At 63.5% G+C, this 22838-nt stretch carries 28 protein-coding genes; 7 read left to right on the top strand and 21 right to left on the bottom strand.

The annotated features are described in order from the left end of the window. Genes ubiE through dapF form a run of 7 tightly spaced genes read right to left on the bottom strand, consistent with a single transcriptional unit; the run spans position 1 to position 5661 of the window. Positions 1 to 768 (bottom strand): bifunctional demethylmenaquinone methyltransferase/2-methoxy-6-polyprenyl-1,4-benzoquinol methylase UbiE, encoded by a 768-nt coding sequence (gene ubiE / locus GYH35_RS22325; RefSeq protein ID WP_161810443.1) that lies wholly within the window; start codon positions 766 to 768, stop codon positions 1 to 3. A 42-nt stretch (positions 769 to 810) separates the two neighbouring features. After that, positions 811 to 1209 carry a gamma-butyrobetaine hydroxylase-like domain-containing protein gene (locus GYH35_RS22320; RefSeq protein WP_161810444.1) on the bottom strand — a complete coding sequence of 133 codons (399 nt, stop codon included), beginning with the start codon at positions 1207 to 1209 and terminating at the stop codon, positions 811 to 813. A gap of 25 nt (positions 1210 to 1234) precedes the next feature. Further along, a complete protein-coding gene (gene hslU, locus GYH35_RS22315; protein WP_161811339.1) occupies positions 1235 to 2563 on the bottom strand; it encodes an ATP-dependent protease ATPase subunit HslU in 1329 nt (442 codons plus the stop codon). A 19-nt stretch (positions 2564 to 2582) separates the two neighbouring features. Beyond that, positions 2583 to 3119 (bottom strand): ATP-dependent protease subunit HslV, encoded by a 537-nt coding sequence (gene hslV, locus GYH35_RS22310; protein WP_161810445.1) that lies wholly within the window; start codon positions 3117 to 3119, stop codon positions 2583 to 2585. Positions 3120 to 3139: 20 nt separating this feature from the next. Beyond that, entirely contained in the window at positions 3140 to 4042 is a 903-nt protein-coding gene (xerC, locus tag GYH35_RS22305; RefSeq protein ID WP_161829537.1) for a tyrosine recombinase XerC, read from the bottom strand. Positions 4043 to 4066: 24 nt separating this feature from the next. Next, on the bottom strand, positions 4067 to 4807 hold the full coding sequence (locus GYH35_RS22300; RefSeq protein WP_161810447.1) for a DUF484 family protein: 741 nt from the start codon (positions 4805 to 4807) through the stop codon (positions 4067 to 4069). 35 nt (positions 4808 to 4842) lie between these two features. Next, positions 4843 to 5661 (bottom strand): diaminopimelate epimerase, encoded by an 819-nt coding sequence (gene dapF / locus GYH35_RS22295; protein ID WP_202624556.1) that lies wholly within the window; start codon positions 5659 to 5661, stop codon positions 4843 to 4845. 106 nt (positions 5662 to 5767) lie between these two features. Here dapF and GYH35_RS22290 point away from each other — a divergent pair, with 106 nt between their 5' ends. Further along, on the top strand, positions 5768 to 6409 hold the full coding sequence (locus tag GYH35_RS22290; RefSeq protein WP_161810449.1) for a ParA family protein: 642 nt from the start codon (positions 5768 to 5770) through the stop codon (positions 6407 to 6409). Here the strand turns inward: GYH35_RS22290 and GYH35_RS22285 are convergent. After that, the gene (locus GYH35_RS22285) at positions 6406 to 7287 is read right to left on the bottom strand and encodes an SDR family oxidoreductase (RefSeq protein WP_161810450.1); all 882 of its coding nucleotides are present in this window, start codon (positions 7285 to 7287) and stop codon (positions 6406 to 6408) included. The genes GYH35_RS22290 and GYH35_RS22285 overlap by 4 nt on opposite strands. Before the next feature lie 202 nt (positions 7288 to 7489). Here GYH35_RS22285 and GYH35_RS22280 point away from each other — a divergent pair, with 202 nt between their 5' ends. Further along, the gene (locus tag GYH35_RS22280) at positions 7490 to 8011 is read left to right on the top strand and encodes a GbsR/MarR family transcriptional regulator (protein ID WP_161810451.1); all 522 of its coding nucleotides are present in this window, start codon (positions 7490 to 7492) and stop codon (positions 8009 to 8011) included. Continuing rightward, positions 8008 to 8982 carry a TIGR01777 family oxidoreductase gene (locus GYH35_RS22275; RefSeq protein WP_161810452.1) on the top strand — a complete coding sequence of 325 codons (975 nt, stop codon included), beginning with the start codon at positions 8008 to 8010 and terminating at the stop codon, positions 8980 to 8982. Before GYH35_RS22280 ends, GYH35_RS22275 begins: the two co-directional genes overlap by 4 nt. Here the strand turns inward: GYH35_RS22275 and GYH35_RS22270 are convergent. The 6 genes from GYH35_RS22270 to GYH35_RS22245 form a co-directional block, all read right to left on the bottom strand. Next, positions 8960 to 10039, bottom strand: a complete 1080-nt coding sequence (locus GYH35_RS22270) for a 2Fe-2S iron-sulfur cluster-binding protein (RefSeq protein ID WP_161810453.1) — start codon at positions 10037 to 10039, stop codon at positions 8960 to 8962. The two genes, GYH35_RS22275 and GYH35_RS22270, sit on opposite strands and share 23 nt — an antisense overlap. An 8-nt stretch (positions 10040 to 10047) precedes the next feature. Continuing rightward, complete coding sequence (locus tag GYH35_RS22265; RefSeq protein WP_161829536.1) at positions 10048 to 11289, bottom strand: heme biosynthesis HemY N-terminal domain-containing protein; 1242 nt, start codon at positions 11287 to 11289, stop codon at positions 10048 to 10050. A gap of 6 nt (positions 11290 to 11295) precedes the next feature. After that, positions 11296 to 12270 (bottom strand): uroporphyrinogen-III C-methyltransferase, encoded by a 975-nt coding sequence (locus tag GYH35_RS22260; RefSeq protein WP_161810455.1) that lies wholly within the window; start codon positions 12268 to 12270, stop codon positions 11296 to 11298. Between the two features lie 134 nt (positions 12271 to 12404). Continuing rightward, complete coding sequence (locus GYH35_RS22255; protein ID WP_161829535.1) at positions 12405 to 13175, bottom strand: uroporphyrinogen-III synthase; 771 nt, start codon at positions 13173 to 13175, stop codon at positions 12405 to 12407. Then, entirely contained in the window at positions 13172 to 14107 is a 936-nt protein-coding gene (gene hemC, locus GYH35_RS22250; RefSeq protein ID WP_202624554.1) for a hydroxymethylbilane synthase, read from the bottom strand. Before hemC ends, GYH35_RS22255 begins: the two co-directional genes overlap by 4 nt. Before the next feature lie 49 nt (positions 14108 to 14156). Then, entirely contained in the window at positions 14157 to 15269 is a 1113-nt protein-coding gene (locus GYH35_RS22245; RefSeq protein WP_161810458.1) for an AI-2E family transporter, read from the bottom strand. A gap of 114 nt (positions 15270 to 15383) precedes the next feature. On the opposite strand from GYH35_RS22245, the gene GYH35_RS22240 reads away from it, so the two are divergent. The 3 genes from GYH35_RS22240 to GYH35_RS22230 are packed head-to-tail and all read left to right on the top strand — an operon-like array spanning position 15384 to position 16453. Beyond that, positions 15384 to 15695, top strand: a complete 312-nt coding sequence (locus GYH35_RS22240) for a DUF883 family protein (RefSeq protein WP_129641315.1) — start codon at positions 15384 to 15386, stop codon at positions 15693 to 15695. Positions 15696 to 15722: 27 nt separating this feature from the next. After that, the gene (locus GYH35_RS22235; protein ID WP_161810459.1) at positions 15723 to 16160 is read left to right on the top strand and encodes a phage holin family protein; all 438 of its coding nucleotides are present in this window, start codon (positions 15723 to 15725) and stop codon (positions 16158 to 16160) included. Continuing rightward, entirely contained in the window at positions 16157 to 16453 is a 297-nt protein-coding gene (locus GYH35_RS22230; protein WP_161810460.1) for a YqjK family protein, read from the top strand. Before GYH35_RS22235 ends, GYH35_RS22230 begins: the two co-directional genes overlap by 4 nt. Here the strand turns inward: GYH35_RS22230 and GYH35_RS22225 are convergent. The 7 genes from GYH35_RS22225 to GYH35_RS22195 all read right to left on the bottom strand — a co-directional run bounded on the left by GYH35_RS22225 (position 16447) and on the right by GYH35_RS22195 (position 22170). Next, entirely contained in the window at positions 16447 to 17187 is a 741-nt protein-coding gene (locus GYH35_RS22225) for a LytR/AlgR family response regulator transcription factor (protein ID WP_161810461.1), read from the bottom strand. The two genes, GYH35_RS22230 and GYH35_RS22225, sit on opposite strands and share 7 nt — an antisense overlap. A gap of 23 nt (positions 17188 to 17210) precedes the next feature. Beyond that, positions 17211 to 18326 (bottom strand): sensor histidine kinase, encoded by a 1116-nt coding sequence (locus GYH35_RS22220; protein WP_161810462.1) that lies wholly within the window; start codon positions 18324 to 18326, stop codon positions 17211 to 17213. A gap of 10 nt (positions 18327 to 18336) precedes the next feature. Then, the gene (locus GYH35_RS22215; RefSeq protein WP_202624494.1) at positions 18337 to 19248 is read right to left on the bottom strand and encodes an NAD(P)-dependent oxidoreductase; all 912 of its coding nucleotides are present in this window, start codon (positions 19246 to 19248) and stop codon (positions 18337 to 18339) included. Then, positions 19239 to 19688: a DUF4124 domain-containing protein gene (locus GYH35_RS22210; protein WP_161829534.1), complete on the bottom strand. Its 450-nt coding sequence runs from the start codon at positions 19686 to 19688 to the stop codon at positions 19239 to 19241. The genes GYH35_RS22215 and GYH35_RS22210 overlap by 10 nt, the downstream gene beginning before the upstream one ends. A gap of 24 nt (positions 19689 to 19712) precedes the next feature. Then, positions 19713 to 20051: a P-II family nitrogen regulator gene (locus tag GYH35_RS22205; protein ID WP_161810464.1), complete on the bottom strand. Its 339-nt coding sequence runs from the start codon at positions 20049 to 20051 to the stop codon at positions 19713 to 19715. A gap of 189 nt (positions 20052 to 20240) precedes the next feature. Beyond that, positions 20241 to 21677 (bottom strand): ammonium transporter, encoded by a 1437-nt coding sequence (locus GYH35_RS22200; protein WP_161829646.1) that lies wholly within the window; start codon positions 21675 to 21677, stop codon positions 20241 to 20243. Positions 21678 to 21831: 154 nt separating this feature from the next. Next, complete coding sequence (locus tag GYH35_RS22195; RefSeq protein WP_116807584.1) at positions 21832 to 22170, bottom strand: P-II family nitrogen regulator; 339 nt, start codon at positions 22168 to 22170, stop codon at positions 21832 to 21834. 319 nt (positions 22171 to 22489) lie between these two features. On the opposite strand from GYH35_RS22195, the gene ubiK reads away from it, so the two are divergent. Then, positions 22490 to 22732 carry a ubiquinone biosynthesis accessory factor UbiK gene (ubiK, locus tag GYH35_RS22190; protein WP_161810465.1) on the top strand — a complete coding sequence of 81 codons (243 nt, stop codon included), beginning with the start codon at positions 22490 to 22492 and terminating at the stop codon, positions 22730 to 22732. Positions 22733 to 22838 lie beyond the last annotated feature (106 nt).

The raw sequence follows: 22838 nt of genomic DNA, 5'->3' as shown, positions 1-22838 counted from the left end.
TCAGAAACGATAGCCCCGATGCAGGGCGACGATGCCGCCGGTGAGGTTGTGATACTTGCAGTTCTCCAAGCCCGCCGCCTGCATCATTTCGATCAGCTCGGGCTGCTTGGGGAACTTGCGAATCGACTCGGCGAGATAGCGATAGCTGTCTTCATCGCGCGCGACGACTTTGCCGAGCCACGGTAACACCGAGAACGAATACGCGTCGTACAGCGGCTTCAAGCCAGGCACGACGGGATGCGAGAACTCCAGAATCAACAGCTGCCCGCCCGGCTTCAGCACGCGCTGCATGGAGCGCAGGGCCGCGGCTTTATCGGTGACGTTGCGCAGGCCAAAGCCAATGGTCACGCAGTCGAAGCTGTTGTCGGGAAAGGGCAAGCGCTCGGCATTGGCGAGCGAGAAGCGAACATTGTTGACGAAGCCGCGGTCGGTCATCGCATCGCGACCTTCAGCCAGCATGGCGGCGTTGATGTCGGTCAGCACGACCAGGCCATTCTCACCGACCTGCTTGCACATGCCTGCCGAGAGGTCGCCCGTGCCGCCCGCCACATCGAGCGCGCGCTGGCCGGGGCGCAATCCCGTCTGCGACAGCGTGAACCGTTTCCACAGTCGGTGGGTGCCCGCCGACATGAGGTCGTTCATCAGGTCATAGTTGCTAGCGACCGATTCGAAAACGGCTCGAACCCGCGCCTGTTTTTCCGCGACCGGCACCTGCTGGTAGCCGAAGTCGGTCGTGGCGTTCGGGGGAGGGGTGGAGTTGGCGGTCATGGGTCGTCGCTGGCTGTGACGACCCATTCTAATCGTTTTGCGCTAGGGGCGCGGCTTCAGCGAGAAGGGCGCCGGCTTCTTCGGCAGCACGGTGGGGTAGGCAATGCCCAGTTCCTTCAGCCGGTCCAGATAGTTCTGCCATTTCTGTGCCCGGTCCCGGCCCAGTTCGTACAGGTAGGCCCAGGTATAGAGCCCGGTGTTGTGGCCGTCGTCGAACACCAGCTGGACGGCGTAATTGCCCACCGGCTTGACCTCGGCGATCGTGACTTCGTGCTTGCCGAGCTGCAGCTGCTCCTGGCCGGGGCCATGGCCGCGCACCTCGGCCGAGGGCGAGTAGACCCGCAAATATTCATACGGCAGCTCGAACACCGAGCCGTCGTCGAAGCTCACTTCCAGCACGCGGGATTTGGTGCGCGATTTGATGTTGGTCGGATGCGGCATGGCCGGCCCCAGCAATGGATGAGGACTACAGAATGTAGCGCGTCAGGTCCTCGTCCTTCACCAGCTCGCCGAGGTGCTTGTCGACGTACTCCTGGTCGACGGTGACGTTGAAGCCGTTCTTGTCGGCCGCTTCATACGACAGCACTTCGAGCAGCCGCTCCAGCACCGTGTGCAAACGGCGTGCGCCGATGTTTTCGGTGCGCTCGTTCACTTGGTAGGCGACCTCGGCGATACGACGGACACCGCTCGCGTCGAACTCGAGCGTGACGCCTTCGGTGGCGAGCAGCGCCTTGTACTGCGTGCACAGCGACGCGTCGGGCTCGGTGAGGATGCGAATGAAGTCTTCGACCTTCAGCGCATCGAGCTCCACGCGAATCGGGAAACGGCCCTGCAGCTCGGGGATCAGATCCGACGGCTTCGACATGTGGAATGCGCCGGAGGCGATGAAGAGAATATGGTCCGTCTTCACCATGCCGTGCTTCGTGGTGACGGTGCTGCCTTCGACGAGCGGCAGCAGGTCGCGCTGCACGCCTTCACGCGACACGTCGGCGCCGTGCGTTTCCTGGCGACGGGCGATTTTGTCGATCTCGTCGATGAACACGATGCCGTTCTGCTCGGCGTTCTGTAACGCGCGCATCTTCAGCTCTTCTTCATTGACCATTTTCGCGGCTTCTTCATCCGTGAGCAGTTTGAATGCTTCACGAACTTTCACCTTGCGCGTCTTGGTGCGCGAGCCGCCGAGATTGGAGAACATGCTCTGCAACTGGTTGGTGAGATCTTCCATGCCGGCGGGCGCCATGATCTCCACGCCCACGGGCAGCGCGCGCACTTCGATCTCGATCTCCCGATCGTCGAGCTGGCCTTCGCGCAGCATCTTGCGGAATTTCTGGCGCGTTTCGCCGTCGCGAGGCGTCGGCTCGGGCTCGGCGGTGAAGCCGAGCGACTTCGGCCGAGGCAACAATGCGTCGAGCACGCGCTCTTCGGCGGCATCCATCGCCCGATGACGGACCTTCTCCGTCTCTTCCTCGCGAGTCATCTTGACTGCGACGTCCATCAGATCCTTGATGATGGAATCGACCTCGCGGCCGACGTAACCGACTTCGGTGAACTTGGTGGCTTCGACCTTGATGAACGGCGCGCGAGCGAGGCGAGCGAGGCGCCGGGCGATCTCGGTCTTGCCGACGCCGGTGGGGCCGATCATCAGAATGTTTTTCGGCGTGATCTCGGCGCGCAGCGCTTCGGCGACCTGCATGCGGCGCCAACGGTTACGCAGCGCGATGGCGACTGCGCGCTTGGCGGCGCCTTGACCGACGATGTGCTTGTCGAGCTCTTGAACGATTTCGCGGGGAGTCATTGACATACAGGTGGAAGAGTTACTTCAACTCTTCGATCGTGAGATTACGATTGGTGTAGATACAAATGTCGGCGGCAATGTTCAACGCCTTCTCGACGATCGTGCGGGCATCGAGCTCGGTGTTCTGTAACAACGCGCGCGCGGCGGATTGGGCGAACGCGCCGCCGGAGCCGATGGCCATGATATCGTCTTCGGGCTCGATGACGTCGCCGTTGCCCGAAATAATGAACGAGCTTTTCGTGTCGGCGACACACAGCAAGGCTTCCAGCCGTCGCAGGCTGCGATCGCTGCGCCAATCCTTCGCGAGCTCGATGGCGGCGCGCGTCAGATTGCCATACTGCTGCAGCTTGGTCTCGAAGCGCTCGAACAGCGTGAATGCATCGGCGGTGCCGCCGGCGAACCCTGCCAGCACTTTACCGTCGTACAGGCGCCGCACTTTGCGGGCATTGCCCTTCATCACGGTGTTCCCTAACGAGACCTGCCCGTCACCCCCGATGCAGACGACACCGTTGCGGCGGACGGAAAGGATGGTAGTTGCGTGGGGTGATTCGCTCATGGTGTCTGCTTTTCGCGCTGTCAGGTCTTGCGGCGCGCCCGCGGGTGGGCCGCATCGTAGATCTTGGCGAGGTGCTGAAAATCAAGGTGGGTGTAAATCTGAGTCGTTGCTATGTTCGCGTGGCCCAGCAGTTCCTGCACGCCGCGCAGGTCCTGGCTCGATTCGAGCAGATGGGTGGCGAACGAGTGACGGAACATGTGCGGATGAACGTGCACGCCCAGGCCCTGATGCTTTGCCCACGCCGCGACTTGCTTCTGCACCGAGCGCGGGCTGATGCGATCGCCGAGCTTGCCGACGAATAGCGCGCTATTTCCTACGTCGGCGAGCTTGGCGCGCTCGAGCAGCCAGCGGCCGATGGCTTCAACGGCGTGGCGGCCAACCGGGACCACGCGTGCCTTGCTGCCTTTGCCGAGCACGCGAACGGTCCGGTCCGCGAGGTCGATGTCGGTGAGGTCCAGGCCGACCAGCTCGGACAAACGCAGGCCGGAGGAATAAAACAATTCCATGATGGCCTTGTCGCGCACGCTGATTTCTTCGTCGGTGCGGAAGCTCAGCAACCGCGTCATCTGATCGACGTCGATGGTCGCGGGCAAACGCTTCTTCGCCTTCGGGGCTTGCACCTCGACTGCGGGATTCAGCCTGGTCACGCCTTCGCGCAACAGGAAGTTATAAAAACTTCGGAGCGCGCTCAAACGTCGTTGGATGGTTCGAGGCGAGGCGCCTTTGCGATGCTCGGCGGCGGCAAAGGAACGAACGTGCTGACCGTCGACGCGCGACCACTCGGGCACGCCTTCCTTATCGCAGTGAGCGACGAAACGTTTCAGGTCGCGGCGATAGTTGGAATCCGTGTGCGGCGACATGCGCCGCTCCACGGACAGGTGGTTGAAGAACTTGGGCAGCCAGGCCAGGGCGGACTCATCCATCGATCGACGCCCACGACCGCGAAATCAAGCGGCCGCGACGGCCTCGCTCACCAGGTCGCCGATGCGCGCCAGGAAGTCGGTGCTCATCGTGGGGTGGAAACGTTGCGCGTCCGGGCTGCCGATCGCGAGCAGGCCGAAGCCGGCTTCGCGGCCGAGCGGCACGAGCGCGGCGGAGCCGATCTCGACGGTGCCGGCGCCGAACAGGAAGTCACGTTGGCTGTCGCGAATCTGACCGCAGCGGGGGCGGGCGGACTCGAACAGCGTGTCGAACATTTTCAACTCCGTGGCGTTCGCATCGATCAAGCGCAGGTGACGGCTGTCGATGCCGCTGAAACCGGTCTGACGCGACGGCGCGAGCAGCAGCAGCCACTCGGAAGCGCCGAAATCTTCACGCAGCGATGTTTCCATAGAATCCAGCAACGTAGCGGCGCTGCGCGCACGAACCAGGCGACACGCGAGGCGGTGAATCTTCGCAGCGAGCACGTCGTTGCTTCGAGCTACATCGATCAGCTCGCGCAGGCGCGACTCCAAGGACTGATTCTTGTCACGAAGTGCGGAGACCTGACGCTCGACCAGCGACACGGTGGCGTTGCCACGGCTGTGCGGGAGCTTCAATTTGGTCAGCAGGGCGGCGTGACGTTCGAAGAAATCGATATTGTTCTGCAAGTAGTCGGCGATCTCGGTCTCGCTGGGCCCAGCGTCGTCCAGCTTGCCGCTGACCGCGGGGGTGAGGTTCTCCACATCGCGGACCGGTTGCTTGCTCATACTGGTGCCTTGTTCTTCCGCTTGATTCCTAACGCTCAAACTTCCACCGTCCCTTCGAAAACGGTGACCGCCGGGCCGGTGAGCCACAGCGCTTCGCCTGGACCCGGCCAGCGCACGATCATGCGACCGCCCGGCGCGTCCACCTGCACTTCCTCTTGCAGCAAACCCCAACGTCGTCCGACGGCGACGGCCGCGCACGCGCCAGTCCCGCAGGCTTGTGTCTCACCGACGCCACGCTCGAACACCCGCAAGCTGATGTGAGTCGGGCTCACCACTTCCATGAAGCCCACGTTGGTGCGCTTCGCGAAGCGGGAATGATTCTCCACCGCGGGCCCCAGTGTGTCCACGGCGGCATCCCGCACCGAGGGCACTTGCATGACCGCATGCGGATTGCCCATCGACACCGCCCCGATCTGCAGTTCCTTTTCGCCGACACGCAGCGGATACACGTCGGCTTCGCGTGAAGCGTCGAACGGCAGCGCGGCGGGAGAAAAGTTGGGCACACCCATATCGACGGAAACGAGGCCGTCATCCCTCAAGAAGCCTTTGATCTGGCCGCCGGGGCTGTCCATCTGCACGCTGGCCTTGCCGAGCTTGCGAGCGACCAGGCTGGCGATACAACGGGCGCCGTTGCCACACTGCTCGACCTCGGAGCCGTCGGCATTGAAGATGCGATAGAACACATCGAAGCCGTCTTTGGACGGCGGCATCAGCACCAACGCCTGATCGAAACCGATGCCGACGCGGCGGTCGGCGAGGCGGCGAAACACTTCGGCGGAGGGCAATTCCATGCCGGCCGGAGCGTCGAACACGATGAAGTCGTTGCCCAGGCCCTGCATCTTGGTGAAAGACAGGCGCATGCCGGCAAGCATATCATTCGCAACAACGCGAAACCCAGCACAGTCAGGCCCGCCCCGACGGGCCCAAGATTGTTTTCTTTCCGGCGAAGCGAGGATTTTCATGCGCCACTTGATGGTAATGAACTCCAAGGGCGGCAGCGGCAAGAGCACCCTGGCGACCAACATCGCTTGTTACTTTGCGGGCCAGGACGCCAAGGTGGCGATTGCCGACTACGATCCGCAGCGGTCCAGCCTGGACTGGCTGGCGATGCGCCCGGACGATCTGCCCAAGATTACCGGCGTGCCGGCCTATGACGAAGGAATACGAGGCGTGCCGCGCGATACCGACGTGCTGGTGATCGACGCGCCGGCCCGGACGCATGGCGGGGAGATGAACGAGCTGGTCCGGCGGGCCGAGACCATCGTCATTCCGGTGATGCCGTCGCCCATCGATATGAAAGCCTCGGCGCGCTTCATGGAAGAGCTGCTCGAGCTGGGCAAGGTGCAACGTCAACAGGCGCGCTTGGGGATGGTGGCGAACCGCGTGCGAGAAAACACACTGCTGTTCGACGAGCTGGATCAGTACCTCGACAAGCTCAAGGTGCCGTACCTGGGTCAGCTGCGCCAGTCGACCAACTATCTGCGGGCCTACCAGCGCGGCATGAGCATTTTCGAGCTGCCCGAGTATCTGGCCAGCCCGGACTGGGAGCAGTGGAAGCCCATCACCAAGTGGCTCGATAGTAAAAAGAGCCAGCCGAGTTAGCGTTCCAGGCTGGCGCGAATGCCGGCCTCCGGGTCGGTATAGCGCGGCTTCACGCCCAGGTGTTTCAGCATGCGATCGTTGCTGACCCGGCGCGATTCGTTGAGGAAGGACAGGCGTTCGGGGCTGAACGTGAGCTGGGCTTCTTCCATCGAAACGCGCGGCGGCGGCGGCAGGCCGGCGATCTTCGCGACCAGGTCGAGGAAGGCAGTCGAGCTGATGGAGTTGCCATCGGTGACGTTGTAAACGCCACGCGCTTCTTTGTTCTCGATCGCCGCCTCACAGGCCGCGACCAGGTCATCCACATGAATGCGGTTGCTGATGCCGGCGTCTTCGGGCCGCACCACCGGCTCTGACTTTCGCAATCGTTCCAGCGGCAATCGATCGGGGCCATAGATTCCCGGCACTCTCAACACGACCCGCCGGACGCGTCGTTCGTGACACCACACCCGGGTCATTTCCTCGGCGCTGACCCGCCGGCGGGCGCGATCCGTCCGCGGCATCACCGGCGTGCTTTCGTCGACCAGGCCGCCCTCGGCGTCGCCATACACACCGGTCGTGCTCATATAAACGAAGCTCTTCGGCGGCACGAACGCCAGGTGCAGGAAACGGTCGAGCCGCAGGTCGCTCTCGCCCGAGCTGGGCGGCGGCGCCAGGTAAACGATGGCTTCCTGATCCAGGCGCTCGGGAAGGCTGGCCCCGGCCCGCACCCGATCCAGGTCGATGGCGAGGGTCTTCAAGCCCTGGCGGTCCAATGCGGCGGCCTTGTCGTTCGCGCGGACCAGGGCGGTGACCTCATACCGGTCACGCAGGCGGGCGGCCAGGCGCTGGCCCACATAGCCACACCCGGCAATCAGGATATGAGGGCGAGCCGCGCTCATGCGCGCCCTCGGGTCATCGACTTGACACGGCGTCGGTGCATATTTAAATTTCAGAAAAGACAGAAATTACGGATGGGTCTAGACTGCGGCGATGAACCGCTATCGGATGCAGCGACTCCCCTGAGTTCAACGCGCCTGATGATCGCAAGACCAACTTAATCGAAGACTTTTCGCGGTATGAAGCCGCGAGGGCAGGAAGTAAATGCAGCTTACCCCGACGATGCATCGTTGCGTGCTCCATTGGGGCGAAATGGCCAGCCGTTGGGGCGTCAGCCGTTCGGTGGCCCAGATCCACGCCCTGCTGTTCCTGGCGCCGGCGCCGCTGACCGCGGACGAGATTGCGGAAACGCTCAATGTGGCGCGCTCCAACGTGAGCGTCAGCATCAAGGAGCTGCAGGCGTGGGATCTGGTCAGCGTGACTCATCAACTGGGCGATCGGCGCGACTACTTTCAGGCGCGCAAGGATATATGGGAAGTGCTCACCATGATCATGGATGGGCGTAAGAAGCGCGAAGTCGACCCGACTCTGCAGATGCTGCGTGAGGCTACTGCCGACGCCGGGAAGGATCACGAGACGCCCGAGCAGGTGAAGCAACGCATTGCCGATATGCTCGAGTTCGTCGAGGAGCTATCGGGTTGGTACGACCAGATCCGCACCATGCCGCGACCCACGCTGCTGAAGCTCATGCGCATGGGCACGAAGGTCGCCAAGATCGTCACATGAGCCGGCCCGAGTGGCAGCGCATGCCGCGGCGGGTCGTCCGCTCGGACGCGCCCGGGATCATGCTGGTCACCGGCGCGACGGGTTTCATCGGTCGCAGACTCTGCCGCAGGTTGCTCGCCGATGGTCACAGCGTCGTTGCGCTGACGCGCGATGCTCAGCATGCCCGCGACGTGTTCGGCTCCATGGTGCGCGTGATTACATCGCTCGACGAAATTCTTTCGAGCGAGCGCATCGATGTGATCGTCAATCTTGCGGGCGCGCCCATTATCGATCGGCTGTGGACTCCAGCGCGTCGCACGGAATTGCTCGACAGTCGGTTGAGCGTCACAAACAAGCTCACCGAGCTGATCGCCCGGCTCGAACACAAGCCCGATGTGCTGATCAATGCGTCGGCGATCGGTTACTACGGCGTGCGCGGCGACGAGGAAATCACCGAAGCGGCACGTGGGCAGCCCATCTTTCAATCGCATCTATGCCAGGCATGGGAGCTGGCGGCACAAGCGGCCGAGGAATACGACGTTCGTGTGTGTCGGCTGCGGTTCGGTATCGTGCTAGGTATGTCGGGCGGCACGCTGCCGAAGCTGATTCCGGCCGCTCGCATGCGTCTGCGCGTGGTGCTGGGCACCGGGCGGCAATGGCAGTCGTGGGTCCACATCGACGATCTGCTCGACCTGTTGTGGTTCTGTATCAAGCAGGAAGACATGAGCGGCGGCATCAATGTCACTTCGCCGCAGCCGGTTCGACAGCAGGAGTTTGCGGAGACATTGTCGGCGCAATTCGGTCGATCGATTCCGGTGCGCGTGCCGGCTGGAATCTTGCGAGCGACGCTCGGTGAAATGTCACAGCTGCTGCTCGAAGGGCAAAAGGTGCTGCCCACCAAAGCGCTGAGCGCCGGCTTCGCATTCCGCTATCCCGAACTGAAAGCGGCGCTCGCCGACCTGCTGCGAGCTAAAGATCCTGTGAAGGCATGAACGCGCTGCCGAGCTTGGCCAGCACGTCGGGCGCGTAATCGAACGAATCGAAGAACAGTTGCTCGGGCGGCAGGCCACGATGCGTGAACTCGTGGCGGATCGTCTCGACCATCACTGGCGGGCCGCTGGCATAAACGTCGAGGTTGGCGAGGTCGGGATGATCTTCCAGGGCCGCGGCGTGAACCCAGCCCGTTCGGCCTTGCCACCGGTCTTCGGGACGCGGCGCCGAGAGCACGGGGATGTAGTGCAGATTCGGATGTTTCTGGCACAACGCTCGGAGGTGAGCGTCCTCGTACAGATCTGGAGCAGCCTGCGCACCCCAATAGAGATACAGCTGCCGGCGATCGCCGACTTCGAGCAGGCTGTGAAGCATCGAGCGCAGCGGCGCGTAGCCCGTGCCGCCGCCAATCAACAACGCCGGTCGCGGCGATTCGCGACGGAACCAGAACTGTCCGAGGGGCCCTTCGATCCGCAGCAGTGATTTTTCCAGCGTGCCATCGAACAGTTGCTGCGTGAATTCGCCGCTCGACACGCGACGGATATGCAGCTCGAGCATTTTGCCGTCACCCGGCGTGCTCGCAATCGAGAAACTGCGGCGCCGGTTCTGCGGCAGCATCACGTCCAGGTATTGGCCAGGCACGAAATGGAAATATTCGCTGGCCGGCACCCGCAGGAACACCGCCATGATTTCGGGCGTGAGACGCTCCAGCCGCTCGATGCGACAGGGCAGGCTCTTGACGACGATCTCCGGCACCGGCGGCCGGATCTCGCGCACTTCGATGGTGAGATCTTCGCTCGCTGTGTGCGCCTGACAGAGCAGGGCATAACCGTCGCGTTCTTCATCCGCCATCAATCCCAGCGGGCGGCCGTGCGGATAACTTACTTCGCCCTGACGGATGCGGGCACGGCACGACGAGCAATGCCCGCCCTTGCAGCTGTGAGGAAGATTCAATCCCGCGCGTAACGCGGCGTCGAGAATGGTCTCGCCGCGTTCGACAGTGAGGATCTGCTGCGACGGTAGCAGCGTGACGCGAGCGTAGGGCCGGGGAGCGGACATGAGAAAACTCAGCTTCTCCGCCGATCGCTCTGTCTGCGTTCCTGGAAGCGGCGCGCGCGAATCTTCGGGAGGTTGGCTTTGCGGCCCACGGCGAATGCGAGAGCATCGTTCAACGCTTTCACCGAGCGTTCGCGCTCGCCCAGCTGATCCATCAGGCTCGCGAGCAGCTGATACGCCTCGAGGCGCGGGCGGATCGCGATGCTGGTTTCGAGGAAGCTACGTGCTTTGCCGTAGAGCTCTGCACGAGTGGCGAGCTGCGCGCACGTGAACAACAAGGCCGCATCTTCGCCGTGCTCCGCTAGCCAGCCTTCCGCACGATCCAACGTCTTCAGTGGCTCGTCGGTTTCGAGTTCGCCGTACGCCAGCACCGCGGACTCGTTCCACTGTTTGTTGATGCAGTCGCGCAGGGCCGATTCCGCAGCTTCGTGATCGCCACAAGCCATGGACGCGCGCGCGTACGTGACGACGATTTCCGGATGCTTGGCCAGCGATCGGGACGTTTCTTTCCAGGCGGCTTTCAATTCATTCAGATCGCACTGGGTGCCGGCGTCTTTCAGACGATCCAGATGAACCTGCGCGACGGTTTCGTCTGCCATCGCGGCTGTGATGCCACGAGTGCTGCGGAGTCGCGGTTCCAGTGCCTGCAGCTTTTGCCAATCGCCGAGCTGTCGATAGACGCGAGCCAGCAGCAGCAAGCCCCGCGCATTCTGTTCTTTGGTCGCTTCGAGTTGTTCGAGCGTGGTCAGCGCAGCCTGCAGTTGCTTGTGCTTAAGCAACACCTCGGCCTGCATGACCAGCGCCGGCGCGCGACGATCGGGCGCAACTTCCAAAGCACGCTGCAGAAGTTCGTCGCGACGTTCCGCCGCGCCCTGCAGGTCGGCGGCGCGAGCTGCCGTCAGGTAGTGAGCGGCGGGATACTCCGCTTCACGCACGTTCCGGGTCAGGGTGGTTTCGGCCGCTTCCCAATTGCCCTCGGACAATTCCAGGATGCCTTGAGCAAAGCTGCGACGTGCACGCTCATGGCGTCGTGCTTCTTGCGCTTCCTTCCACGCGCGGCGCGCGGTGATGAGCTTGATCAACAATCTCACCGCGAAGTAGCCGGCGATCAGCACCAGGCCGAACGTCACCGCCGACATTTCGATCAGTCGTCCGGCGAAGCGCAGCGCTACGTAACCCGGATCGCCCAACACGATGTTGGCGAGCAGGCCGGCGATGATCATCGCCGCGGCGATGTAAAGGCCGCTTCTCATCCGTGCTTACTCCGGACCTCGGCGCGACGGAACCATCCGGCGCAGGGCGTTCGTCGAGCCGCTCACGCTCGGCAGCTGGGGATCGACATTGATCGGCTCCAGCGCCTGCACTTCGTTCAGCAGCGCCTGCGTCTCGGGCTTGGAGAGATCGAAGAATTCTCCGAGCGAGCGGCGCGCGCCGGCCAGCGCCGTGCGATAGGCCTGCTCGTCATGACGGATCACTGCCGTGCGGGCCGCGAAGAACAACAACTGCAGATGCTGGCGTCTCAGCAGCGCTTCCTCGGCCGTGATCACGCTGCCGGACACTCCGTCCACTTTGCGCACGACGATGAGATTCGAGAAGGTCTCGCTGAGAACGGCGGCGGCGCGAGCAAACATTCCGTCCGGCAGCTTGCTGCGATCGAGGCCGTTGCGCTCGGTCAGCAGGATGCCTTTGACCGGGGCCTTGCTGGCGCGCTCTTCGGCGCTGATCAGGCGGGAGAGAATGCCGGTGGTATCCGGTAACTGCACGGCGCGCAGCGCTTGCAGCTCCTTGGCGATCTCCTGGCGAACGGCGGCGAACGACGCGTCTCGCAGCGATGCCAGGCGCAGATCCGCCGATTCCAACGCGACGATCGCGGTTTCGACGTCACGTTCCAGCGTCAGCCGGCGCTGCGCCAGCTCGAGAAGAAACAATGCCTCGGAACGTGACCATGCGCGCTCCGGCCCTTCGGCACGACCGCGCAGCTCCTCGACCGAAGAGGCCAGCTCCTGCAGTTGTTGAGGCGCGTCGTTGAGCGTATCCAGACGACGGTTCAGATCGCGATGTGCCTGCCGCTCGCGGCTGGCCTGGCTCTTCAATTCGGCGCGCAGCAGCTCGCGGTCCGAGTTGGATGCGGCCAGCGTGTCGTTGGCGGTGTCGAGCTTGTCCCGCATCGAGTCCAAACGGAACAAGCTATAGCCGGCGATCGCCAGCGCGAGCACGGCGATAGCTGTCGTCAATCGACTGTACGTGTGTGCACGACGGGTCCTCGACGAATCGCCGGGAGCAGACGAGCTGATGGTTTCAGGACCGGTTTCGGCCATAGGAGAGGACGCTGCTTGCGACCTGCGTATCCTAACACGCAGCGCCGTTTTCAAGCCGCCCGGGCGCGAGTCCTCCAGCGGGCCAAAGCACCTATCATCGAGACATCGTCGGCGCCGTTCGCGACAATCAGCGTCCCGTTCAAGCCCGCCGCCTGGGCCGCCTCAGCGATGCGCCGACTGGCCACCAGCAGTGTAGTTTCGCGCAGAAGCGCGCGGCCACGCTCGGACAGCATGCCAATCAGGTTGTGCAAGGTTTCGATGCTGGTCGCCGTGACCACGTCGATGCCTTCGAGCTGCCAGCGCGTTTCGAGCGCGTCGCGGGTCGCGTCGTCGATCGATGGGCGAATGCGCCGATATACGTCGCGAGTTTCGACGATAAAACCGCGCGCAGTGAATGTCTCCTGCATCAGCTCGCGGCCGCTCGAGCCGCGCACGATGAGCACCTTCGCTCCGTCGGGCAATGTGAGATCGGGATGCGCGAGCAAAGCTTCGCTGTTGAAACCGGCTTCAGGAACGATGTCGGCCGGCAGCGATGTCTCTTTCAACGCCGCCGCGGTCGCCTTGCCAATGGCGGCGATGCGCGTCGTCGGACCCTTCTCGATCAAGTGCACGCCGTGAGCGACTGCGTTGACGCTCACAAATATGATCAAGTCGTGGCCACGCGCCGCTTCGGCGGTGACCGGTTCGATCTCGACCGCGGGAAATGCGATAGCGGCCGCGCCGTTTCGCTGCATTTGTTCGCACAGGCCGGCTGCTTGCGCAGCCGGACGCGTAACGAGAACAGTGAGCTCGGCCAGTGGCGGCATGACCTTCGGAATCATGGCGACTCCTGCCGCAAGCGTTCGAGGAGTGGGCCGGCGCCATCTTTCAACAGCTCTTCGGCCAGCCGCACACCGATGGCTTCGGCATCGTCGATGCTGCCGATATGCGCGCCACGATACATCTCTTTGCCGTCGGGCGAACCGATCACACCGTGCAATTGCAACCGATCGCCGCTGAGCGTCGCGAATCCGGCGATCGGAGATTGGCAGCTGCCTTCGAGTCGCTGCGCGAACGAGCGCTCGGCTACACAGCATTGCCATGACTGAGCGTCATTCAGCGCGCGCACGTAAGCGATGTTGCGTGCATCGTCATCGCGGCATTCGATGCCGATGATGCCTTGACCGACGGCCGGCACCGATTGTTCCGGTTTGAAGTATTCGGTGATGCGGCTCTCCAGGCCGAGGCGGATCAAGCCCGCGGCGGCGAGGATGATGGCGTCGTAGTGGTTTTCATCGAGCTTGCGTAACCGCGTATCGACGTTGCCACGCAAAGTGATGAGCTCCAGATCCGGTCGCACATTCTTCAACTGACATTGCCGACGCAAACTCGACGTGCCGACGCGCGCGCCTTGCGGAAGGCTCGCGAAATCCTTGTAGTGCGTAGAAACAAACGCGTCCCGTGGATCGGCACGCGGCAGCATCGCGGCCAGCATGAAACCCGGTGGCATATCGCTCGGCACATCTTTCATGGAATGCACGGCGATATCGGCACGATGCTCCGACATGGCCAGCTCGAGCTCTTTGATGAACAGCCCTTTGCCGCCGATGTTGGCCAGCGGGCGATCCAGGATGCGGTCGCCTTGCGTGGTCATGGGCACCAGCTCGACCTTCAGGCCCGGGTGCTTGTTTCTAAGCAAGGCCGCGACGTGCTCGGCCTGCCACAGGGCCAGGCGGCTCTGCCGCGTGGCGATGCGCAATGTATGTTCGGAGATACTCATGACAATTCTATAAACCAGCCAGCGAGGCGCTCGCCGGGGCGGATCATTCCGCCGACAAGGCCTTGGCTGCTACTTCCGCGCGCCGCATTTCGAGCCTGAAACGAACCAGCGCAATGATCAGCGCGAGTACCACCGGCCCGAGGAACAGGCCGATGGCGCCGAAGGCGGCCAATCCGCCGAGCACGCCGATGAATACGGTGAGCGTACCGACATTGGCGCGGCCCGACACCAGCATCGGCCGCACCACATTGTCGACCAGCGACACCAGGATCGCACCCCAGATCAGCATGAAAATCGCCCAGCCCCAGCGGCCCTGCGCCGCCAGCACGATCGCCGCCGGGCCCCAGACCAGCCCGGTGCCGCCGAACGGCAGCAAGGCGAACAGCGCGGCGATCACGCCGAAAACGATGGGCGAGGGCAGACTCGCGAGCAGGAAAGCGATGCCGACCAGCACACCCTGAATGAGCGCCGTCAGCCCGGTGCCATAAACCATGGCGCGTGTGACCGCCGCCAGATGGTCGAACAGCTTGGCCTTGTGCGTCTCGGCCATCGGGATCAGCTCGCGCGCGGTCTGGATCATCTCGCCGCCGTCGCGGATGAAAAAGAACAGCATGAATTCCATCAGCACGAAGCCGACCACCGTGCCGATCGCGCCGATGAAGGCCTTGCCGGTCAGCGAGGCCAGCGACTGCAAGGTCTCCTTGGAGGCTTGCGTGATCCAGCTTTGCAGCTGCGCCAGATCGATGTCGAGCGTGTTGTTGAGCCAGTCCAGGCCTTGCCGCACCCAGGGAACATTCGCCAGATTCAACACGTTGCCAGTTGTCTGGCCGGCGACTTTGTCTTGCACGATCTGCAGCAGGTCGCCGACCTGGGCCGCGAACGCCGCGCTCAGCGCGGTCAGCGGACCGATGATGACGACGAATGTGAGCACGGTCAGCAACGCCGCCGACCATTGGGGTTTGCCACGCAGCCGGGCGGCCAGCCGCACATGCAGCGGATAAAGCAGAAACGCAATGAAGATCGCCCACAGCAGCGGCCCCAGGAACGGCTGCACGATCTTGAACAAGGCCAGGCCCAGCACCAGGCACGTCACCAATGCGAACGTGCGTGCGTAGAACCGATCTTTCACCGGTGCGACGCGTGGCGGCTGGGTCATGGGTCTTCCATTCCGTGTGGGCCGCGGGCCCGCGGCAAAGGTCGCCATGCTAGCACCGCCGCACGCTCACTGGTTTGCTAACATCTGCAGCTTGCAGCTCGAGAGGAACGACTCATGAATGCCCGAGTAGAAGTGACTACCGATCAACTGGTCGCCGACTTGAAGACCGTCATGGAGGATGCCGAGGCGCTGCTCAAGGCCACCTCGACGCTGACCGGCGAGAAGGTCCAGGAAGTGCGTGCCCGTGCCGAAGAGTCGTTGCGCCAGGCCAAGGTGCGCCTGAGCGAAGTCGAGGAAGAAGCGATGCGCCGCGCGCGCGAGATCGCCGACGCCGCCGACGAGTACGTTCAGGAGAACCCGTGGCAGGCGGTCGGCATCGCCGCCGGCGTCGGCCTGGTGTTGGGGCTGCTGCTCGCCCGTCGCTGATCGCGGCCTCGCGAGTCGACTCAAGCCATGGCAGTGGAAACGCACGATCCGCACATCACCGCCCACGCCCGGAGCGCGGAGGAAACTCCGCGACCGGTGCACGGCCTGTTTCAGTCGCTCAACAATTTCCTGGCGACCTTCGTCGCCATCGTGCACACCCGGCTGGAGCTGCTGACCACCGAGTTGCAGGAAGAGGTGCGGCAGGTTGGAGCGATTCTGCTCTGGGCTTTCGTCGCGGCGTTCGCCGCGATGATGGGATTGTTCCTGGTCGCGCTGGCGGTGATCTTCGTGTTCTGGGACACGCACCGGCTGGCCGCGTCCGTGGCCATGATCGGAATGTTCATTGCGGTCGCGGTCGTGGCGGGCTTGATCTTGCGTCACAAGCTGGCGACCAAGCCGCCGCTGCTCGACGATACATTGGCCGAGCTCGCCAGGGACCGGGATCAGCTCAAGGCGCGTTTGTGAGCGAACGTTTCAACCAGCTGGCGGCGAAGCATTCCAACCTGCGCCTGCGTGCAGCCGTGCAGCGTCGCGAGCTCGGCTCGACCATGAACGAGATCGAGCATCATCTGAGCGGGCTGGACCGAGGGCTCGGCGCCGCTCAACGCCTGGCGAAAAACCCGGCGGTATTGATCGGCGGCGTGGCCGTGGTCGCGTTGATCGGGCCGAAACGGCTGATGCGCTGGGTGAGTCGCGGCGCGTTGATCTATTCCACCGCGCGGCGCTTCATGCACCTGCGGCAGCAGCGAGGTCAGTGACTCTCGCCGCGAATGCGCCGGAGCAGCTCGGAAGCGTGGCGCCGGCTGACTTCCAGCACGTCGCCGCATTCACGAACTCGCACCACGTATTGGCCTGAATCCGTGCGTTCCACGGCGGAGATGTATTTCTCCGCGATCAGGGCATTGCGATGGATGCGCACGAAGTCCGGGGCGAACTCTTCGGCGAGCGCCTTGAGCGATTCGTCGATCAGGCTTTCGCCGCCCTTGTGGCGCACGGTCACGTACTTCTGATCGGCGTTGAAATAATAAATATCCGCAAGCGGGATCAGCTTGAGCGTTTCGCCGAGCCGCGCGCAGATCTGTTCGCGACGATGGTCGAGCCGGGCCGATTCGGCGACTTTCACCAGACGGTTCGGAGAAATGCGCGAAGCGTGGCGCAAGGCATGCGCGAGCTTTTCCTTGCGAACCGGCTTGAGCAGATAACCGACTGCTTCGGTCTCGAACGCTTCCACGGCGTATTGATCGTAAGCGGTGGTAAAGATCACCGCCGGCGGGTCTTCCAGCGAATCGATATGGCGGGCGATCTGAATGCCGGACAGGCCGGGCATGCGCACGTCGAGCAGCACGACGTCGGGGCGCAGCTCGCCGCAGGTCGCGAGTGCTTGCTCGCCATTGTCGGCCTCGCCGACGACTTCGCAGTCCTCGATTTCTTCCAACAGCCGCCGCAACCGCTCCCGCGCAGGCGACTCGTCATCGACAATTAACAGACGCATCTGTGTTGGTTACCCGACCCCGGCTAGCCGCTTACCATATCGTCGCCAGCATACGGAAAGATCAGCCGGGCGCAAAATTCCCCGTCCCGCTGCTCGGTCTCGATCCTGGCGCGGCCGGGCCAGGCCAGCTCCAGGCGCTGGCGGATGTTCTCCAGCGCCATGCGGTTGCCCTCGCGATTGACGTAGCCGGACTGGGCCAGGATGGGATTGCGCACCTCGATGTGCACCTGATCGTCGTGACGCCGGCCGACGATGGAAACCTCGCCGCCGCGCGGCAATGTCTCGACGCCGTGATACACGGCATTCTCGAGCAGCGGCTGCACGATCAGGCTCGGCACGAGCGCGCGCATCGGCAGCTCATCCACATCCCAACGCACGGTGAGGCGCTCGCCCAGGCGCAGTTGTTCGATTCGCTGATGGGTGCGGGCGATGTCCAGCTCGTCCTTCAAGGAAATACGAGCGCTGGCATCGCTCAAGCTGGCGCGGAACAAATCGGCGAGATCTTCCACCGCCTGTTCGGCGCGCTCCGGACTGGAGCGGGTCAACGCGGCGATGGTGTTCATGCTGTTGAACAGGAAGTGCGGGCGAATCCGTGCTTGCAGAGCGCGGATGCGGGCCAGCGCTTCCAGCTCGATGGTTCGCTTCCACTCGGCGCTGACATAGAAATATCGCAGCGCCAGCGCGCTCACGATGAAGCCGACCGCAACGTTTCTCAGCACGAAGCTGGCATGCTCGCGGGGGAAGAAGCTCGGACCGACGCTCTCGATGTCGCCGCTCCAGATGCGACCCACCTGAAACACGGCTTCCGAAACGATGCCGATGGTGAGGACCAGCAGGCCGATTGCGACCATGGCCGCGCGCGCCGGCGGCATCGTCTGCAGCCACGCACGCGAACGACACAGCACGGCCGAGCAGGTGAGCCCGATCCACAACAGGAACATCGAGCTGCCGGCCAGGTCCATCCAGAAATTGTCGTGCAGGGCCTGCCGCGCCAGCGCGATCACCAGCGCCACCAGCTCGCCGATCAACACCACCACGAACACGGCCGGCGAGTCGCAAAAATCCGGCAGGAAGAAAGTCGGCGCCTTGGTGGCCGGCGATGACGGCGTGGCGCGGGAGTCGGAGACGGACGCCGCCATGGCTGGACGATTAAGGTTTGTGTCGCGGCGTGCTGCTGTCCCGGGCTGCGGCGAACATCGCATCCTTGAGTCGGAACAGCGTGGAAATGTCTTCGTCGCCATGACCCTGCTCGATCAGGCGCCGGTAATGAACCAGCGTCATCTCGATCAAGGGCAGCTGCACGCCATGGCGCGCGGCCATCTCGCGGCAGATTTTCAGATCTTTCTCGTGCAGCTTCACGCGAAAGCCGGCCGGATAGCTGTCTCGCAGGATATTCGGCGCGCGATTCACGAAGTACCAGCTGGAGCCGGCGCCTTTGCCGAGCGTGTCGATCAGCCGATCGAGCGGCAGATCCTCGGATTTGGCGAACGCCATGGCTTCGGCGACCGCCTGAATGACGCCCGCACACATGATCTGATTCGTAGCCTTCGCCGCCTGGCCCGAGCCGCTGGCGCCGAAGTGCGTGACGGCCTTGCCCATCGCTTGCAGCACCGGCTGCGCGCGTTCGAATGCTTTTTCATCGCCGCCGACCATGACGGCGAGCGTGCCGTCGCGCGCACCCTCGGTCCCGCCGCTGACCGGCGCATCGAGAAACTGCGCGCCCGCTTTATGCAGCCGATGAGCAGCGGTTCGCGCCGTGTCGGCGCTGACGGTGGAGCAGTCGATGACGATGGTGTCCGGCTCGATGACCGGCAACAGTTCATCGATCACCGCGAGCACATCCGCATCCGCGGACACGCAAGTCACGATGACATCGCACAGGGGCGCGAGATCGGCGAGTTTGCCGACGGCCTTGCAGCCGGTTTCCTGGGCGAGCGCGGTGGCCTTTTCAGCCGTGCGATTCCATACGGCGCTCAGCAGTCCCTGCTTGTGAAGATTGCGCGCCATGCCCAGGCCCATTGCGCCCAGGCCGACAAATCCAGCTCGCAGGGTCACTGGCACAACACATCCATGGAAGCCTTGGCCGAGGCGCGCGCGGCATCGAGCTCGGCGTCGGTCAGATAACGGCGCTCGCCGTCCTTGCCTTCTTCGTACAGTCTCTGCGAATTCATGTATTGATCGTAACGCTCGCGCGCCTTGATGCAACGGTCGGCTTTGTCCTGAGCGCTTGCGGCTGCGGCGGCCTTCTGTTCGGCCGGCGAGTTGCCCGCCGCCGGTGGCGCGCTGGTGTTGGCCTTGATGGCCGCCTGCGAGCGCTCCTGGGCGGCGACGATGTCGGTACGCTGGGATTGCACGTTGAGCCGCTCGGCCGGCAATGACGGCGGCTTGTCGGTGTACTGGATGTTGCCTTTCTCGTCCTTGTACTTGTAGACGTCGGCGTGCGCGGCGCCGGCGGCCAGCGAAGCCGCGGCCAGGGTCAGCAACAAGACGGATCTGAGCATGGCGGTCTCCAAACAGTCTCTTTCTTAAATGGCCCGGGCGTCCGTTTCACCGGTGCGAATGCGGACGGCGTGACCCAAGGGGATCACGAAGATCTTGCCGTCGCCGATCCGGCCGGTGTTCGCGACCTGCACGATGGTCTCCAGCACCTGGTCGACCCGATCGTCGTCGATCGCCACTTCGATCTTGCACTTGGGCAGGAAGTCGACGACGTACTCGGCGCCACGGTACAGCTCAGTGTGCCCGCGCTGGCGCCCGAAGCCTTTGACCTCCGTCACCGTTACGCCGGCCACGCCGGCTTCCGATAGCGCCTCCCGCACCTCGTCCACTTTGAAGGGCTTGATGATGGCGACTACCAGTTTCACGCCGCGGTCCTATGTAAAAAGCGTCGGCAGTTTAGCAGGACGACTCCGGGGGAGGGATTAAGACAGTCCCTGTCATGCGTCGGGACTGAGCAGTGGGTCACGTTGTGGGGGCAAGTTGTAGGGAACGGCCGGCGCCAAAGAAAACGGGCGCCGCAGCGCCCGTTTTCACCCATGCCGTGTTTGCCAGGCTTAGAGGTTGTAGCCTCGCTCGCCGTGCTCGGTCGTATCCAGGCCCTCGGTCTCGACTTCGTCGCTGACCCGGAGCCCGATCACCACATCGATGAGCTTGAAGGCGATGAAGGACACGATGCCCGACCAGACGATGGTCGTGCCCACGCCCCACAACTGGGCCATGACCTGCGTGCCCATGCCTGCGTAACCCCAGGTGCCGGCGACGTAGTCGTAGATGCCGGTGCCGCCGAGCGAGGGGCTGTTGAACACGCCGGTCAGGAGGGCGCCGAGGATGCCGCCGACGCAGTGGACGCCGAACACGTCCAGCGAGTCGTCGTAGCCCAGGGCCGACTTCAGCTTGGTGACCGCGAACAGGCAGACCACACCGGCGATCAGGCCGATGACGATCGCGCCCATCGGGCCCACCCAGCCGCAGGCCGGAGTGATGGCGACCAGGCCGGCCACCGCGCCCGAAGCCGCACCGAGCATCGTCGGCGTGCCGCGGAAGATCCATTCAGCGAAGGTCCAGGCGATGACCGCAGCGGCGGTGGCGACGAAGGTGTTGATGAACACCTGCGCGGCGAACGCATTCGACTCGAGGTTCGAGCCGACGTTGAAGCCGAACCAGCCCACCCACAGCAGCGAGGCGCCGATCATGATCAGCGGCACGTTGTGCGGCGTCATCGCCGTGGTGCCGTAGCCCTTGCGCTTGCCGACCAGGATGCAGCCGATCAGGCCGGCGATGCCCGCGTTGATGTGCACGACCGTGCCGCCCGCGAAGTCGAGCGCGCCTTTCTGGAAGAGGAAGCCTGCGGTTGCAGTCGCGGCTTCAGCAGCTGCCGGGTCGGTGTACGCATCCGGACCGGCCCAGAACCACACCATGTGCGCGACCGGCAGGTAGGAGAAAGTGAACCACAGCACCACGAACGCCAGCACCGCGGAGAACTTCATGCGCTCGGCGAAGGCGCCGACGATCAGACACGACGTGATGCCCGCGAAGGTCATCTGGAACGCGGCGTACAGATACTCCGGAATGTAGACGCCTTTGCTGAAGGTCGCCGCCGCCGTCAGGTTGCCGGCCGCATCCAGCATGCCCGCCAGGAACATGCGATCGAAGCCGCCGAAGAACGCGTTGCCGCCGGTGAATGCGACGCTGTAGCCGTAGATCGCCCACAGCACCGACAGCAGGCTGAACACCACGAACACCTGCATCGAGATGGACAGCACATTCTTCGAACGGACCATGCCGCCGTAGAACAGCGCCAGACCGGGAATGGTCATCAGGATGACCAGCAGCGTGCTGGTCATGACCCAGGAAATATCGCCCTTGTCGAACGTCGGCGCAGCCGGTGCAGCGGCCGCTTCTTCCGCCGGAGCAGCAGCAGCTTCGGCCGGCGCAGCTTCCGCGGCCACAGCGGCAGGTTCCGCGGCCGGAGCGTCTTGCGCGAGCGCCATGTCAGGCGCTGCGATTATCGCGAACGCGACAAGCGCGAGACTCCATAGGTAAGTGAGCACGCGGCTCGTTGCCAAGGGTTTTTTCACTGTCGTTCTCCTACGCAAGAGATAGATCGTTGTTGCTGCCAGGTGCTGCTGTTGGAAACAAATAGATTCACACTGCCTCGACGCCGGTCTCGCCGGTGCGGATGCGCACGGCTTGAGCGAGGTCGATGACGAAAATCTTGCCGTCGCCGATTTTTCCCGTGCGCGCGACGTTGGTGATGGCTTCGACCACTTGCTCGGCGATCGAATCGTCCACTGCCAGCTCGATCTTGGTCTTCGGCAGAAAATCCACGCGGTACTCGGCTCCGCGATACAGCTCGGTGTGACCGCGCTGGCGCCCGAAGCCCTGCACCTCCGTGACCGTGATGCCTTGAACCCCGATATCCGCGACGGCCTGTCGGACGTCATCCAGCTTGAAGGGCTTGATGATCGCGGTTATCAGCTTCATTGCATTCCGGCTCCGGGTTCATGGGCGCGCGCTCGGGACTAGTAAAACTAGTCGTAGTAATTCCCCGCTTCCCAAGCGCGCCGCATCGGAAATGCATCATCTGTGCCACGAATTCGTGCAAGCAAACCAACGCCGCCGTGGCCGACAACAGGGCACTGGCGCACTCTCTCGGTGCGAAAATTCCGGCGCTTTGCTTCAACTCGGAGCAAAATGCCGCCAACCGTGGACTGACTGCCCCGTAACCGTGGACCGATCTCCACGGACGGGCGATTTTGAGGCTTAATGCCGTCCCCGATCCGCATCTTCAGGAGTCTGCCCCGTGGACCCTCGTTCGCTCGATGAGCTCGCCCGTCGTCTCGCTTCCGCCGTTCCGCCGGGCGTGCAGGCGCTGCGCCGTGATTTGGAAGAAAACTTCAAAGCCGTGCTGCAAGCCGGCTTGAGCAAGCTCGATCTGGTGTCGCGCCAAGAGTTCGATGTGCAAGCCGGCGTGCTGCGCCGGACCCGCGAGAAACTCGAGGCGCTGGAAGCGCGCCTGGCCGAGTTGGAAAAGAAAAATCCCTAACCGATTTGTCGCCTCGCCGCGTTGCCATTTGGTGGCGATTCGGCGTGTTATCCGCGCTCGCAGCGCGTGGCCCGCCTGAAAGAATCGGCAAACGTTTCTTTGTGGA

The organism is Steroidobacter agaridevorans (genome assembly GCF_009932555.1).
GTDB lineage: Bacteria > Pseudomonadota > Gammaproteobacteria > Steroidobacterales > Steroidobacteraceae > Steroidobacter > Steroidobacter agaridevorans.
Note: the sequence above shows the minus strand (reverse complement) of the source record. Positions and strands in the feature narration are given on the sequence as shown.